The 13,810-nt window shown below is 64.9% G+C and carries 12 protein-coding genes; 6 read left to right on the top strand and 6 right to left on the bottom strand.

The window, feature by feature from the left end; translation table 11 throughout:
* Nucleotides 1-3 precede the first annotated feature (3 nt).
* A complete protein-coding gene (ileS, locus tag B5D62_RS25460) occupies nt 4-2,895 on the bottom strand; it encodes an isoleucine--tRNA ligase (protein ID WP_419188815.1) in 2,892 nt (963 codons plus the stop codon).
* Between the two features lie 309 nt (nt 2,896-3,204).
* Between ileS and B5D62_RS25465 the strand changes: the two genes are divergently transcribed.
* Nucleotides 3,205-3,672 carry a hypothetical protein gene (locus B5D62_RS25465; RefSeq protein WP_085936872.1) on the top strand — a complete coding sequence of 156 codons (468 nt, stop codon included), beginning with the start codon at nt 3,205-3,207 and terminating at the stop codon, nt 3,670-3,672.
* Between the two features lie 82 nt (nt 3,673-3,754).
* A complete protein-coding gene (locus B5D62_RS25470) occupies nt 3,755-6,865 on the top strand; it encodes an adenylate/guanylate cyclase domain-containing protein (protein ID WP_085936873.1) in 3,111 nt (1,036 codons plus the stop codon).
* On the opposite strand, the gene B5D62_RS25475 is transcribed toward B5D62_RS25470, so the two are convergent.
* The gene (locus tag B5D62_RS25475; protein WP_085936874.1) at nt 6,866-7,807 is read right to left on the bottom strand and encodes a bifunctional riboflavin kinase/FAD synthetase; all 942 of its coding nucleotides are present in this window, start codon (nt 7,805-7,807) and stop codon (nt 6,866-6,868) included.
* On the bottom strand, nt 7,804-8,262 hold the full coding sequence (locus B5D62_RS25480; RefSeq protein WP_231714939.1) for a MaoC family dehydratase: 459 nt from the start codon (nt 8,260-8,262) through the stop codon (nt 7,804-7,806). Before B5D62_RS25480 ends, B5D62_RS25475 begins: the two co-directional genes overlap by 4 nt.
* A gap of 80 nt (nt 8,263-8,342) precedes the next feature.
* On the opposite strand from B5D62_RS25480, the gene B5D62_RS25485 reads away from it, so the two are divergent.
* From B5D62_RS25485 to B5D62_RS25495, 3 genes are all read left to right on the top strand, one after another.
* Nucleotides 8,343-9,356, top strand: coding sequence for a phosphotransferase family protein (locus tag B5D62_RS25485; RefSeq protein WP_231714945.1), 1,014 nt, complete (start codon nt 8,343-8,345; stop codon nt 9,354-9,356).
* A gap of 3 nt (nt 9,357-9,359) precedes the next feature.
* Nucleotides 9,360-9,719: a DUF6285 domain-containing protein gene (locus B5D62_RS25490; RefSeq protein ID WP_085936876.1), complete on the top strand. Its 360-nt coding sequence runs from the start codon at nt 9,360-9,362 to the stop codon at nt 9,717-9,719.
* Between the two features lie 76 nt (nt 9,720-9,795).
* Nucleotides 9,796-10,494, top strand: a complete 699-nt coding sequence (locus B5D62_RS25495) for an ArsR/SmtB family transcription factor (RefSeq protein ID WP_085936877.1) — start codon at nt 9,796-9,798, stop codon at nt 10,492-10,494.
* On the opposite strand, the gene B5D62_RS25500 is transcribed toward B5D62_RS25495, so the two are convergent.
* Nucleotides 10,450-11,169 carry a helix-turn-helix transcriptional regulator gene (locus B5D62_RS25500; protein WP_085937029.1) on the bottom strand — a complete coding sequence of 240 codons (720 nt, stop codon included), beginning with the start codon at nt 11,167-11,169 and terminating at the stop codon, nt 10,450-10,452. The two genes, B5D62_RS25495 and B5D62_RS25500, sit on opposite strands and share 45 nt — an antisense overlap.
* Nucleotides 11,170-11,246: 77 nt before the next feature.
* Here B5D62_RS25500 and B5D62_RS25505 point away from each other — a divergent pair, with 77 nt between their 5' ends.
* On the top strand, nt 11,247-11,945 hold the full coding sequence (locus B5D62_RS25505; protein WP_085936878.1) for a glutathione S-transferase family protein: 699 nt from the start codon (nt 11,247-11,249) through the stop codon (nt 11,943-11,945).
* Between the two features lie 13 nt (nt 11,946-11,958).
* Here the strand turns inward: B5D62_RS25505 and B5D62_RS25510 are convergent, their stop codons facing one another.
* Both B5D62_RS25510 and B5D62_RS25515 read right to left on the bottom strand, forming a co-directional pair.
* Nucleotides 11,959-13,326 carry a metallophosphoesterase family protein gene (locus tag B5D62_RS25510; RefSeq protein WP_218191310.1) on the bottom strand — a complete coding sequence of 456 codons (1,368 nt, stop codon included), beginning with the start codon at nt 13,324-13,326 and terminating at the stop codon, nt 11,959-11,961.
* Nucleotides 13,323-13,808, bottom strand: a complete 486-nt coding sequence (locus B5D62_RS25515) for a PaaI family thioesterase (RefSeq protein WP_170921131.1) — start codon at nt 13,806-13,808, stop codon at nt 13,323-13,325. The genes B5D62_RS25510 and B5D62_RS25515 overlap by 4 nt, the downstream gene beginning before the upstream one ends.
* Between the last annotated feature and the right edge of the window lie 2 nt (nt 13,809-13,810).

Consider the following 13,810-nt stretch of genomic DNA (forward strand, 5'->3'; position numbering starts at 1 on the left):
GCCTCATCCTTCGACCGCCGCCTCGCAGCGTTGGCACAGCAGGGGGTGCTTGGCCGACTTGCCCACTTCCGGCAACACCTGCCAGCACCGGGCGCATTTTTCGCCATGCGCCAACGCTGGCACGACCGCGACGCCGGGTACGTCCGACAAGGTGAACGCGCCGGCTGGTGCCTCGCCCGCCACCAGATCGCCACCCGAGGTGATGCAGATCTCGGCAAGATCGAGTCCCTTGAGCGCCGCCTGATATTCAGGCGCCGCATGGACATGCGGGGCCGCCTGCAGGCTGGAGCCGATGCGCTTCTCGGCACGCTCGAGTTCCAACGCGCCGGTGACAACGCGGCGCAGTGCCCGCACCGTCTTCCACTTTTCGCCGAGCTCCCCATCGAGCCAGGTGTTGGGGATCTGGGGATAGAGCCGCAAGTGAACGCTGTCGGCACCCCCGTCCGGCACGTCGGCGGGCCGCGCCAGCCACGCTTCTTCGGCGGTGAAGCACGTGATCGGTGCAAGCCATGCCGTCAGGAAGGAAAAGAGCTCCGCCATCACTGTCCGAGCGGCACGGCGTCGCAACGTCGTCGGCGCATCGCAGTAGATGGCATCCTTGCGGATGTCGAAATAGAAGGCCGAAAGGTCGACCGCGCAGAAATTGTGCAGCTCGGTGGCGATCTTGTGGAAGTCGAAATCGTCGACCGCCGGCCGGAACATCGCATCGAGCTCTGCCAAGCGATGCAGTACCCAGCGCTCCAGCTCCGGCAGTTGCACGAAGTCGACTTTCTCGACCGCCGAGAAACCGTCGAGACTACCGAGGAGATAGCGCAGGGTATTGCGCAGGCGACGATAGGCCTCGGCCTGATGCTTCAGGATCTCCGGACCGATGCGCTGGTCTTCCGTGTAGTCGGTGCCCACGACCCAGAGCCGCAGGATATCGGCGCCGTACTGGTCGCACACGGCCTGCGGCGCAGTGATGTTGCCCAGCGACTTCGACATCTTCCGCCCTTGCTCGTCGAGCGTGAAGCCGTGGGTCAGGACGCCATCGTAGGGCGCACGTCCACGCGTGCCGCAGCTTTCCAGCAAGGATGAATGGAACCAGCCGCGATGCTGGTCGGAGCCTTCGAGATAGAGGTCCGCCGGCCACTTGAGGTCGGGATTGCCTTCGAGCGTGAAGGCATGGGTGCTGCCCGAATCGAACCAGACATCGAGGATGTCCCGCACCTGCTCGAAGTCGGCCGCCTTGTACTTGTTGCCCAGGAAACGCTCGGGCGGGCTGTCGAACCAGGCATCGGCGCCTTCGGCCCGGAACGACTCGACCACGCGCTCCATGACCTCGGGATCACGCAGCGGTTCGCCCGTCTTCTTGTCGACGAAGACCGCGATCGGCACGCCCCAGGCGCGCTGGCGCGAGACGCACCAATCCGGCCGCGTCTCGATCATGCTGCGCAGGCGGTTGTAGCCCGCGCGCGGCACGAAGCGCGTCGCGTCGATGGCCGCCAGGGCTTTCTCGCGCAAGGTGCCGCCGATCTCGGCGATCGGCTTGTCCATGGCGATGAACCATTGCGGCGCGTTGCGGAAGATCACCGGCGCCTTGGAACGCCAGGAGTGCGGATAGCTGTGCGAGATGCGGCCTGCCGCCAGCAGCTTGCCGGCCTTGTCCAGCACCTCGGTGACGGCCCTATTGGCCGGCCCCTTCTTTCCCGCCGAAGTATAGACCTGCAGCCCGGCGAACAGCGGCACATGCGGATAGTAGCTGCCATCCTCGGCCACTGTGTCGGGCACCTCGATGCCGTTGGCGACGCCGAGATCGTAGTCGTCGGCGCCATGGCCCGGCGCAATATGCACAAAGCCCGTGCCCGCATCGGCGGTCACGAAGTCGGCCGGCAGCAGGCGGACATCGAAATCGAAGCCTTGCCCGCGCAGGGGATGGGCCGCGATCAGGCCTTCCAGATCCGTGGCCGATACGTCGGTCAGGATTCTAGGGGTGAAATTGGCGGCCTGGCCGACGGCGCCCACGAGGTCCTTGGCCAGCAACATCTTCTCGCCAACCTTGGCGCGGCTGCCTTCACCAACTGCCTCGACCTCGACCAGCGCGTAGGCGATCTCCGGTCCGTAGGCGAGCGCCCGATTGCCCGGCATGGTCCAGGGAGTCGTGGTCCAGATCACGACCGACGCGTCGTCGAACCGGCCATCCTTGGATTTCACGACCGGGAAGCGGACATGGACCGTATCGGAAACGTGGTCGTGATACTCGATCTCCGCCTCGGCCAGTGCGGTCTTCTCGACCACACTCCACAGGACCGCCTTCGAGCCCTTGTACAGCCCGCCATTCATCAGGAACTTGCCGAGCTCCTTCACGATGACGGCTTCGGACTCGTACTTCATCGTCGAGTAGTAGTGGTCCCAGTCTCCTTCGACGCCGAGCCGCTTGAACTCCTCGCGCTGGACACCGATCCAGTGATCGGCAAAGGCCCGGCACTGGCGGCGGAACTCGACCACCGGAACCTGATCCTTGTCCTTCTTCTTGGCCCGGTATTCCTCCTCGATCTTCCATTCGATGGGCAGACCGTGGCAGTCCCAGCCCGGGACGTAATGACTGTCCTTGCCCAGCATTTGCTGGCTGCGGGTGATCAGGTCCTTCAGGATCTTGTTGAGCGCATGGCCGATATGGAGGTTGCCGTTGGCATAAGGCGGGCCGTCGTGCAGGACGAACTTCGTCCGGCCCTTGCTCTCGGCGCGCAGCCGGTCGAACAGCTTCATGTCTGCCCAACGCTTCAGGAGTTCGGGCTCCTTCTTGGGCAGCCCGCCGCGCATGGGGAAATCGGTCTTGGGCAGGAAGACGCTGGATTTATAGTCGGTTGTCACAACGAACTCATGGGGTTCGGGCAAGGAAACGTGCCAGGACATTCCGGCACGGAGGCATCAAAACCAACCCGGCCGCTACACGCGGACCGGGCCGATAATTCGCTCCCGAGGGACCCTGATGACCATGGGGCCGGCAATCTAGGGATGGGGGTGCGGAGGGTCAAGGCGGCGGAACCTCGGGCCCTGCCATATTGGAACCCGATCGGCCGAGAAGTCGGAGCGACTCCGACGAAGTCTCGTGGCGGAACTCATCGGCACGTTCCTGCCTGCTCCGGTTTTGTGATCGCACGATACATGCTAATTTGTTGTCGGGGTACGGATCACACCGCCGAATGGGGGGCGACAATGGGCATGTACTTCAACACAGCCGCAACGACGGAGATGAACGCCAAGGTCAATAACGCGTTCAACGCCGACAGCATCGACTACTGGAAGAAGCCGGGCATGCGCGCCCTGTTCGGTCCTTTGGCTCAAGGGGGCGCTACGCTCTCCTCCATTGCCGGCCAGAACGGAATTTATCCGGGCGCCGGCTATGGCAGCACCGTCGGCAAGAAGTGGTTCAAGTGGCTGGACGATCTCGATACCACCACGGCGGTGAGGGCCTGTTTCCACAAACACCTCGACCGTAGCAACAAGTGCGTCGAGATGTATTTCACCGTCGTGCCCAAGGCGAGCATGCCCATCAGCATCACGGAGTCGAAGATCTCCAATCCTGACGGCACCTACTCAGCAGTGATCACGATCGCAACGCCGACAGCCGCCGTCGTGCGTGCTGCCATCAAGAAGAGGATGAGCGCGCGCAAGAAGGGCAAGAGCTGAACGCCGCCTGCCAATTATCCCTGTCGGCAGCCGGATCTTACGAGAAGAGGATGCTGCGACAGCAACAGCGAGTTCGCCGGCCATGCGCTGCCCAAACTGCGATACCGCCAATGCATCGAATGCGCGCTTCTGCATCGAGTGTGGCGTGGCGCTCTGGCGAACCTGCCCTTCGTGCAGCGCCAACAATCTGCCGACTGCACATTATTGCGGACAATGCGGCATCGCTCTCGACGCGAGCCCGCCGCCTCCTCGCGCCATCGGTCCGAAGGAAGCGGCACTCCGGCAGACGACCGTCCTGTTCGCCGATGTCTCCGGCTCGACTGAACTGATTGCCTCGCTCGATCCCGAGGAAGCCGCAAAGCGCCTAGCCCCCGCGATCGAGGCGATGCAAGCCGCGGTGCGGCAGTACGAGGGCGCTGTCGTACGGGTTCAGGGCGACGGCGTCATGGCCCTGTTCGGCGCGCCCAGACCGCAAGAGGATCACGCCGTACGCGCGTGTTACGCCGCGTTCGCCCTGCAATCGATGGTGAAAGCGCTCGCGGCCGAGCCATTTCAGGTGCGAGTCGGCATCCATTCGGGCGAAGTCCTGGCCCGTACGGTCGCGACCGATTTCTCGACCGAGTTCGACGCCACCGGCATCACCGTCCACATTGCCAGCCGACTGGAGAGTCTCGCGCCGCCCGGCGGCATCGTCGTGTCCCTGGCGACGATGAAGAGCGCGCGGCAGTACATTTCCATCGAACCGATGGGCAAGCAGGCGATCCGTGGCCTGGCCAACCCGCTGGAGGTGTTCCTGCTCACCGGATTGCGAAAGGGACGCGCCGCCTCCCGCTTCGCCGTCGAGGCGAGACGGTCGACCTTCGTCGGCCGGGAACGCGAACTCGAGCTTCTCCAGCGCGGCCTCGATCGTGCGATCGAGGGCGAGGGCTGCGCGATCGGCATCGTTGGCGAAGCGGGAATCGGCAAGAGCCGCCTGTGCTTCGAGTTCACCGAGCGTTGCCGGGCGATGGGAGTACGCATTCTCGAGGGCCGCGCCGTCGCGCACAGTCGCGCGACGCCGTTCGAGCCCATGATCGATCTCGCCAAGGCCTTCTTCGAGATTTCCGCTGAGGACGATCCTGCTCGCGCCCGCCAGAAGATCGCCGCCACACTGCAGGGCCTCGGCCCGGAACTTGTGGTCGAATTGCCCCTGCTCCTCGATTTTCTCGGCCTGTCCGAAGGGGCAGCGACGGAGAAGCCCGATCCCGCGGCTCGCCGGGACCGGCTTAACGGCTTGTTGCGACAGCTGGCGCGGCTGGCGAGCCGCGATGCACCCGCCGTGATCCTGTTCGAAGACCTGCATTTCATGGATAGCGGCAGCGAATCGCTGATCGAAGTGCTGGCCGAGACTTTGACGGGAACCCGCCTCCTTCTGCTGGTCAATTTCCGCCCCGGCTACTCCGCATCCTGGATGCGGGGCGACCACTACGATCAGATTTCTCTTGCCCCGCTGCGTCACGCCGCTGCCGGCGCGCTCGCCGAGGACATGCTTGGAGGCGACGAGTCGGTCGAGCCTCTCCTTTCTCTCGTTGCCGATCGCGCCCGCGGCAATCCCTTCTTCATCGAAGAGCTGGTGCGCAAGTTCGAGGAAAGCGGCCATCTCGTGGGCGGCCCGGGCCATTATCGTCTGGTGCGGATTCCCGACATCAGGATCATCCCCGATAACGTGCAGGCGATCGTGAGCGCGAGAGTGGACGACCGCCCGGAACTGGAGCGCACGTTGCTGCAGACTGCCGCCGTCATCGGCCGCGAATTCGTGGCCGCCGTTCTGGCCCGGGTCACACACATCCAGGATGCACTGGTGAACGGCGCCTTGCGCCGGCTGTCGAGCGCCGGCCTGATCTACGAGAGCGGCGGCGCAGTGGCAGGCGGCTTCGCCTTCAAGCATCCGATGGTGCAGGAGGTCGTCTACCATTCCCTGGTGTCGGACCGTCGGCGGCATCTCCATGCCGCGGTCGCGGCCGAACTCGAGAAGTCGCTGCCCGATCCGAACGGCGCCCAGGCCGCCTTCCTCGCCTACCACTTCGAAGAGGCAGGCAATACCGCGATGGCGGCTTCCTACACCTTCAAAGCGGCCATCTGGCATGGCACGCGCGATCCCGGCCAGGCACTCGACGCCTGGAAACGGACGCGTCGTCTGCTCGCCAGCCTCAAGCTCGACGGCGCGGCCCGCTATCCGCTGCTGATGGCGAACGGCCAGATCGTCAATCTGGGTTGGCGGGAGGGCCTGACCGCCTCGGAGGTCGAGCCCTACTATCTGGAGGCGTTGGACATCGCGACCTCGCTGCGCGACATGCGGGCGATCACGCTACTCACCGCGGCCTACGGGCGCGCCTTGGCGAGCACCGGCTCGGCCAAAGACTACGTAACGAAGGTCAACGAAGCGCTTGGCCTGCTCGATCGGCAGAAGCATGCCGGACTCACCGTCGTACTGACGGCGATCCGTTGCCATGCGTTGAAGCAGGCGGGCGATCTGCGGGCCGCACTCGAGGACAATGATGTCGCGTTGGCCGGTGTCGACAGGGTCGAAGCCCAGGACCAGGAGACGCTCGGCTTCAAGGTGCCTGTCTGGGTCAAGGGCATGCGCGGCCAGATCCTGGCGATGATGGGCCGCTTCGACGAAGCGCGCGATCTCGCCATGGAATTGATCGGCAGCGGACAGTCGGTCGATAGCCTCCACCGCATGCTTGCGCACGGCATCATGATCGACATCGCCTGGGGACTGAACGACGAGTCTCTTGCCGCCGAACACAGCCTGCTGAACCAGAAGTTGGGAGAGGGCTCCGGCAACCCTTATCTCATGGCCTATGGCCGGGCCTATGTAGGCGTGGCGCAGTCCATGCGCGGGGACCTTGCTGGCGCGACGACGAGTCTGAGCGAAGCTCTGCACTTCGCCAGACGGCGGCATATCGCACTCGAGAACGAAGCCCGCATGCTGGCCGATCTTGCCCATGTGCAATTGAAGGCGGGATTCACTGCCCGCGCCATCGCCACAGCCGAGGAAGCCGGCGCGATCGCCCGGCGCCGCGGAGCCAAGGTTTGGCTGGCCTATGCCGAATGGGTATCGGCCGGTCCTGCATCACCCGTCTTCAAGGACCTGCTCGAGGAGACGGGCGCCGGCCTGCTTGCAGGATTGCCGCGTGATGCCGGCTGATCAGCCAGCCGGCTTTCCGTTGGCAAGAATCGATCGCGCCGCCTGGCCATCGGCGGCGATCTGCGCCTTGAGCTGTTCCAGCCCGGAAAACTTCATCTCCGGCCGGATGAACTCCACCAGGGCAACGCGCAACACCTTGCCATAGAGATCGCCGGAGAAATCGAACAAATTCACTTCGAAGTTCTCCTGGAGTTTCCCGATCGTCGGTCGCTTGCCGAGATTGGCGACACCATCGATCCACTTGCCGTCGATCAGCGCCCTCACCGCATAGACGCCGAAACGCGGTCGCAGATGCTCCCCGAGCGCCACGTTCGCCGTCGGAAAGCCGATGGCCCGGCCGCGCTGATCGCCATGTTCGACGATGCCCTCGATTTCCCACTGCCGGCCCAGAAGCTCCGCCGCCTCGCTGGCCCAGCCCGCACGCAACGCCTCGCGGATCCGCGTCGATGAGTAGATCTCGCCCTCGCGCATCACCGGCTCCAGGACCGTGACGGCAAAGCCGCGCTCGCGCCCGCGCTTGCGCAGCTTCTCGACATTGCCACCGCGGCGGGCGCCGAAAGTGAAGTCGTAGCCGCACACGACATGGCGCACGCCAAGACCTGCCAGCAGCACATCGTCGACAAAGGCATCCGCCGACAGGCTGGCAAAGGCTTCGTCGAAGCGTTGCTCCAGCACTGCCTGCACGCCGCACTGCTCCAGAAGCCGAACCTTGGCGGGAGACAGCGTAAGTCGAAAGGGGGCGGTGTCCGGCACGAAAAAGCGACGCGGATGCGGTTCGAAGGTGAGCGCCACCATCGGCACGCCCAAGACCTTTGCCTGTTCCACGGCGTGCTGCACCAGTGCCTGATGACCGCGATGCACGCCGTCGAAATTGCCGAGCGCGACCACGCCGTTCTGCGACGCCGCCGGAACGTGGCGCCAGTGATCGAAGACGGGGATCATGCCGGAGGTCGTACGGCGTCGCGACGCGGCACGAGAACGATGGCCTCGCCGTCGATCACCACCTTGTCGCCGTTGATGCACTGGGTCTTGAGCGTGACCCGCCGACGCTTGTCGTCGATCGCAGTGATGGTCGCGACCGCAGTGATGGTGTCGCCGATGATGACCGGCGCCATGAAGTTCATGGTCTGCGACAGGTAGACGGCGCCGGGACCGGGCAGCTTGGTGCCGATCACCGTCGAGATATAGCTGCCGCTCAGCATGCCATGGGCGATGCGCTGACCGAAGCGCGTGGTGCGCGCGAAGCCCTCGTGCACGTGGATCGGGTTGGTGTCGCCGGAGACGCCGGCGAACGCAGCAATGTCGGCCTCGGTCACGGTGCGGCCGTACATGGCCGACTGGCCGACCTTGAGATCCTCGAGATAGAGGCCGTTCATCGCCTCGAAGGGCTGCGTCACGTCTACTGTCTCCTGGTTGGTGGCGCGCCCTCTTACCACGTGGCGGGCTCTGTGCCACAGTCTGCTGAATGACCGTTCATATGCAAAGCGAAGCGGATCAGGTGCGGTCGGCCTTGGCCGAGGCCACAACCCGCCATTTTCGCGCAGCGGCAACGATAGAAGGGCTTTCGCGCCAATCCGGCGGCGCGTCGCGGCAGACTTGGAGCTTCGATGCGATCGTCGAGGGCCAACACCACTCCTTGATCCTGCGTCGCGACCCGCCTGCCCGGGGCAAAACCGACCGGGAGCAATCCGTGGCCATTGATCGTGCGACTGAATTTCGCGTTCTGCAGGCGGCCTATCGCGGCGGTGTGCGCGCGCCCGAGCCGCTGTTCGAGCTGACGGCCGACGACGGTCTGGGCGACGCCTACGTCATGCGCCGCGTTGCCGGCACCGCCATCGCACGCAAGCTGTTGCGCGACCCTCCTTATACGGCGGCACGCACCCGCATCACCGGTCAGCTGGGCGCGATCGCGGCCGCGATCCACGCGACCGATCTTGCCAGCCTGCCCCCCCTCAAGCGACGCGAGGCGGCCGACCACATCGCCGGTTTGCGTCACTCGCTCGATCTGCTGGGCCATCCGCAGCCGGTATTCGAACTGGCGCTTTCCTGGCTCGATCGTCGCAAGCCGCCGCCGCTCGAACAGCCGGTGCTCGTACATGGCGACTATCGGACCGGCAATTATCTCGTCGACGAATCCGGGGTGACCGCCATCCTGGACTGGGAACTCGCCCATCTCGGCGATCCCCTCGAGGATCTGGGATGGCTCTGCGTCAAGAGCTGGCGCTTTGGCGCCATCGACAAGCCGGCCGCGGGCTTCGGCACACGCCAAGACCTTTGGACGGCTTATGAGCGCGCCGGTGGCCGCAAGGTCGATGCGACCCGGGCTCATTGGTGGGAAGTCTTCGGCACCGTCCATTGGGGAATCATCTGCCTGAACCAGGCCTGGAAACATCTTTCCGGATCGATCCGGTCGATGGAGCATGCCGCCATTGGCCGGCGGGCCGTCGAGACCGAGGTCGATCTGCTCCAGTTGCTGAAATCGGGGAGCTGAACCATGGCTCAGGACAGGCCGACCGCTTCGGAGCTGCTGACCGCGATCGCCGATTTCCTGCGCGAGGAAGCGACGCCCGTGCTCGACCGGTTGGAACCGAGACTGGGTTTCCAGATGCGCGTGGCCGTGAACGCCCTCGCCATCCTCGAGCGCGAGGTTCGCCTCGGACCCTCTGCCGATGCGCGCGAGCGCGACCGGCTGACCCAACTGCTTGGGCAGGACGGAACGCTGGACACGCTCAACCGCGAGCTTGCCCGCCAACTGCGCACCGGCGAGCGCGACGAACGGGATGCAGCGGTGATGGCGCATCTCGAGGCAACCGTCGCCGACAAGATCGCGATCGCCAATCCCAAGTGGCGTTGATCCTCAGCGGAACCCTTCGGCCGAGACCGAATGATTGAACATGGCAGGACCACGCGCGAGGGCTTAAATTCTGTCGATGGTTACCGTGAACGCCCTGTCAGAGATCGCCGCCCTCATGGGCGATCCCGCACGCGCCGCCATGCTGTCGCTGCTGATGGATGGCCGCGCCCATACGGCCTCCGAGTTGGCCCTCGCTGCGGGGGTCACACCGCAGACCGCATCCGGTCACCTCGGCCGCCTGCTCGAGGCCAACCTGCTCGCGGCGCGGGCCCAGGGCCGCAACCGCTTCTACCGGCTGGCCTCCGGCGACGTGGCGCATGCCATGGAGTCCCTGATGGCGCTGGCCGGCACGCAAGCGCCTCCGGCGTCGAAGCATGCGGCGTGGCGGCGTGATCCGGATCTGCGCTTCTGCCGCTCCTGTTACGATCATCTTGCCGGCCAGGTCGGCCTCGCGGTGACCGATTCCCTGACGCAGCATGGCCATCTCGAACCCGAAGGCCAGCACGACTGGCAGCTGACGCAGTCAGGAGAGCTGTTCTGCCAACGCCTCGGAATCGACGTCGAGGGGGCCAAGGCCGCCCACTCCCGGCATTTCGCGCGCCAGTGCCTCGATTGGAGCGAGCGACGGCCGCATATCTCGGGCGCGCTTGGCGCGGCGATCGCCGATACCTTCTTCAAGCGCGGCTGGGCGCAGCGCATGCGGCGCGGCCGAACCGTCCGTCTCACGGATTCAGGACGTCGAGCCCTCAACAGTCATTTCGGCGCGTCGCTTTAATGCATGCTTGCGCCACTTGGCGCGCAGCACGGCGGGACGTTCGGGAAACTTTTCCTCGGGAAAATGTGCCTCCTCGATCCGGTCGGTGCGGAAGCTGCGGAAATCCCGTCGCAGTTCACACCAGGCAATCAGGAGCCGCACAGCCTGGAAATAGCCGACGGCGACGGGCCAAACCGTGCGCCGACTCGATCGTCCCTGCTCATCGCGATAGTGGAGCAGCATCTTACGGCCGGCATGGATCTGCGCCCGGGTTCGGGCAAGGTCGAGGCCGTCCGGCGGAATGCCCCAGGCTGGCGGAGCCCGCGAGGCGGGCTCCATGACATAGGGGCGTAGCCGCTCGGGCACCGTCGCGGCGATCTTGGCGATCAAATCCTCGGCCGCCCGAGCCAATACAGGATCCGCGCGTCCGGCCACCCACTGCGCACCCAGCACCGCCGCTTCGATTTCGTCCGCTGTCAGCATGAGGGGCGGCATGTCGTAGCCCTTGTCGAGCTGATAGCCCGTACCCGCCTCGCCACGGATCGGCACACGCTGGCCGATCAAATCGGCGATGTCGCGATAGACGGTCCGCTTCGACGTCTCCAGCTCGCGCGCAATTGCGTCGGCGGTGACCGGCCGGCGCGAGGCACGGCGCAGGATCTGGATGATCTGAAAGAGTCGGTCGGCTCGTCTCATGATGGTCTCGGCTGCTGCCACCACGTTGGCAGCAGGGGTGGATTAGGCAAGTGGTTCCTCGACACGGAGACACTCACATGCCCTCGACCATCACCCTCTACGGCTTCGGGCCGGGATTCGGCCTCCCTGAGGTCAGTCCCTTCGTCACGAAGACGGAAGTACAGCTCAAAATGGCCGGCCTCCCTTATATCAAGGAACGGTCGCGGCCGGACGCATCGCCCAAGGGTCAACTTCCCTTCATCGCGGACGATGGCGCGCGCATCGCCGATTCGACCTTTATCCGTACACACATCGAGACAAAATACGGAATCGATCTCGACGCCGGTCTCGATGCTCGCCAGCGCGCCGAGGCGTGGATGCTCGAGCGCATGATCGAGAACCATCTCCATACCGCCATGATCTATGCGCGATGGCTGGTGCCAGAGAATTTCGCCAAGGGCCCAGGTGCTCTGCTGATTCCTCCGGCGGCGCACGAGGAAGTGCTGGCGCGCGTGACGGCTGCCCTGAAGGCCCAGGGCATGGCGCGCCATGCACCGGATGAGACCGCGGAGCTGGGCGATCGTTCGCTCCAGGCGCTGTCATTCTGGCTCGACGACAAGCCCTATCTGATGGGCGACCGGCCGAGCGGTGTCGATGCCACGGCCTTTGCCGAGGTGGCAGGGATCCTGACGCCCTTCTTCGACTCGTCGTTGCGACGCAAGGCGCAGCGGTACGACAATCTCGTCGGATACACGGCGCGCCTGATGAAGCGCTATTACCCCGAGCACCCATGGTGAGCGGGCACCATCGTTAGGAACAGAAGGAAACAGCCAGGCCTGTGCCACGGAAGGGCTGGTCTTTCGGCCCTTTCGCACCAGAGCCAACACCCCAGCATGTCGGCCAAGCCAACCGCTCGGCGCCCCAAGCCGAGGCAGCGGCGAGCGACGACCATTTCTCGTCATTGCCGGCCCTGAGCAAGAGGCCACCGGGGCCCATCCCTGTGTGGACAAGGAGGGTGAGATCGAAGGAGCTGTCCGGCGCGATCGCAGGCCCATGCCAGTAGTGCGGGCTACGGCGGGCTTCCGGGCCGATGATCACAGTCAGTCGCTGGTCGACGCCGCGCAGCCCGATCCAGATCGGCGTATTGCCCTCGAGGTCATGGCCGCAGAATAAAGTCTGCGCCGTCCCCTCGCCGGTGGCGGCAGCGTGGCCCTTGAAGCGAAAGCCAACGATCCGATCGGCATCCAATCTGCCCGTGAAGGAGGCCGTGCTCGTTCCCGGAGACAGCGCGGCCCATGTTGAGAGACCCGGACTTTGAAGAGGCCACGAAAGCCGCTCCCGTACCGTGCCATCGACATCGAGGACCTGATAGCGCAATCCCCTGTCGTCGAGCGCGGCCTGCACACAGTGAAGATACTCGACGCCTTCGGGCATGCGATGCGCCGTGCCGGCACCCGCGGTGCAGATCTGCAGCACGCCGCGATGCACCTGGACGTCGAAGGCGAGGATATGGCTGCACAGATAAGCGAGCACGCCACCGTCGACGAGCGTGTCCCAGAACGCACCGGCATGCTCCGGCCCGATCTCGCGCTGATAGGCGCCGGAGAAGCCGTTGATGGCATGAACCGGGTGATGGCCGACGACCAGCTTGTGGCGGGCGTCACGGTGACGGTGCAGCACGTCCCGCAGCCACACCGTCTCGACATGCCCCTCGCCGCCCAGGCCCGACCACGCGGTATGGACGAAGACGAGCAGCAAGTCGCCACGCCGCACCCAGTAGGAGAGGCCTTCCTGTCCAGGCGGGCCGTTGCGCGGCAGATGTCCCAGCATCTCGGCGAACACCGCCTCGCTCATCGAGTCGTAGGTCGTATGGTTGCTCGTGCAGTTCCACAGCGGAATCGCCTGGCGATCCAGCCAGCCCATTTCCTGGTCGAGCCAATGGTGCCACTGCGCTCGCAGCGCATTCGGATTCGCGCTCAGCCCCGCAATTTCGTCACCCAGAAACAAGACGAACTCGGGACGGGGATCGAGACGGCGGATGATGGCGTTGACCGATGCAAACGTCTTCTCGTGAGGCGCGCCGGCAATGCCCGAGCAGGAATCGCCGTAGAAGACGAACTGATGTCCTGGACCGCGCGGCAACAAGGCCCCGATAGACGCGGCCGGCTTGGTGGTCACGCCGGAGTCCGTTCCAGCCTGGCTTTGCCGAAGGCAGGCCCTTCGCCGGAGGGAATCTTGGCGATGGCCGACGCGCGCAGGATCTTCTCCTCACCGACCGTCAGGTAGATGGTGCTGAAAATCAGGGAACGTGTGACACGCACCAGCTCGGCACGACCCTCGACCCAATCGCCCACTTTGGCCGGAGCCACGAAATCGAACGTCATGTTCACTGTCGGCAGGAACTTGCGGATACCGGCGAGCGTGCCGGCGCCCATCGTGCCCACAAGGTCGGCGACGGTCATCATCATGCCGCCATGCAGGCCGCCGGCGGGATTGCACATATGCGGTCGCACGCGGAAGCCCAGGACGAACTCGTCCGCCGTGCCCTTCTCGCCGCGCTTTGCATAGAGGGGCCCCACATGGCTGTTGAAAGTGGGATCAGGGAGACCGCGATCGAAATCGATACGCAGGAAACCTTGAGGAGGATTGTCGACGAGCAAGA

Origin of the sequence: Enhydrobacter aerosaccus, assembly GCF_900167455.1 — a bacterium.
In the GTDB taxonomy this organism is placed as follows: Bacteria; Pseudomonadota; Alphaproteobacteria; order Reyranellales; family Reyranellaceae; genus Reyranella; species Reyranella aerosaccus.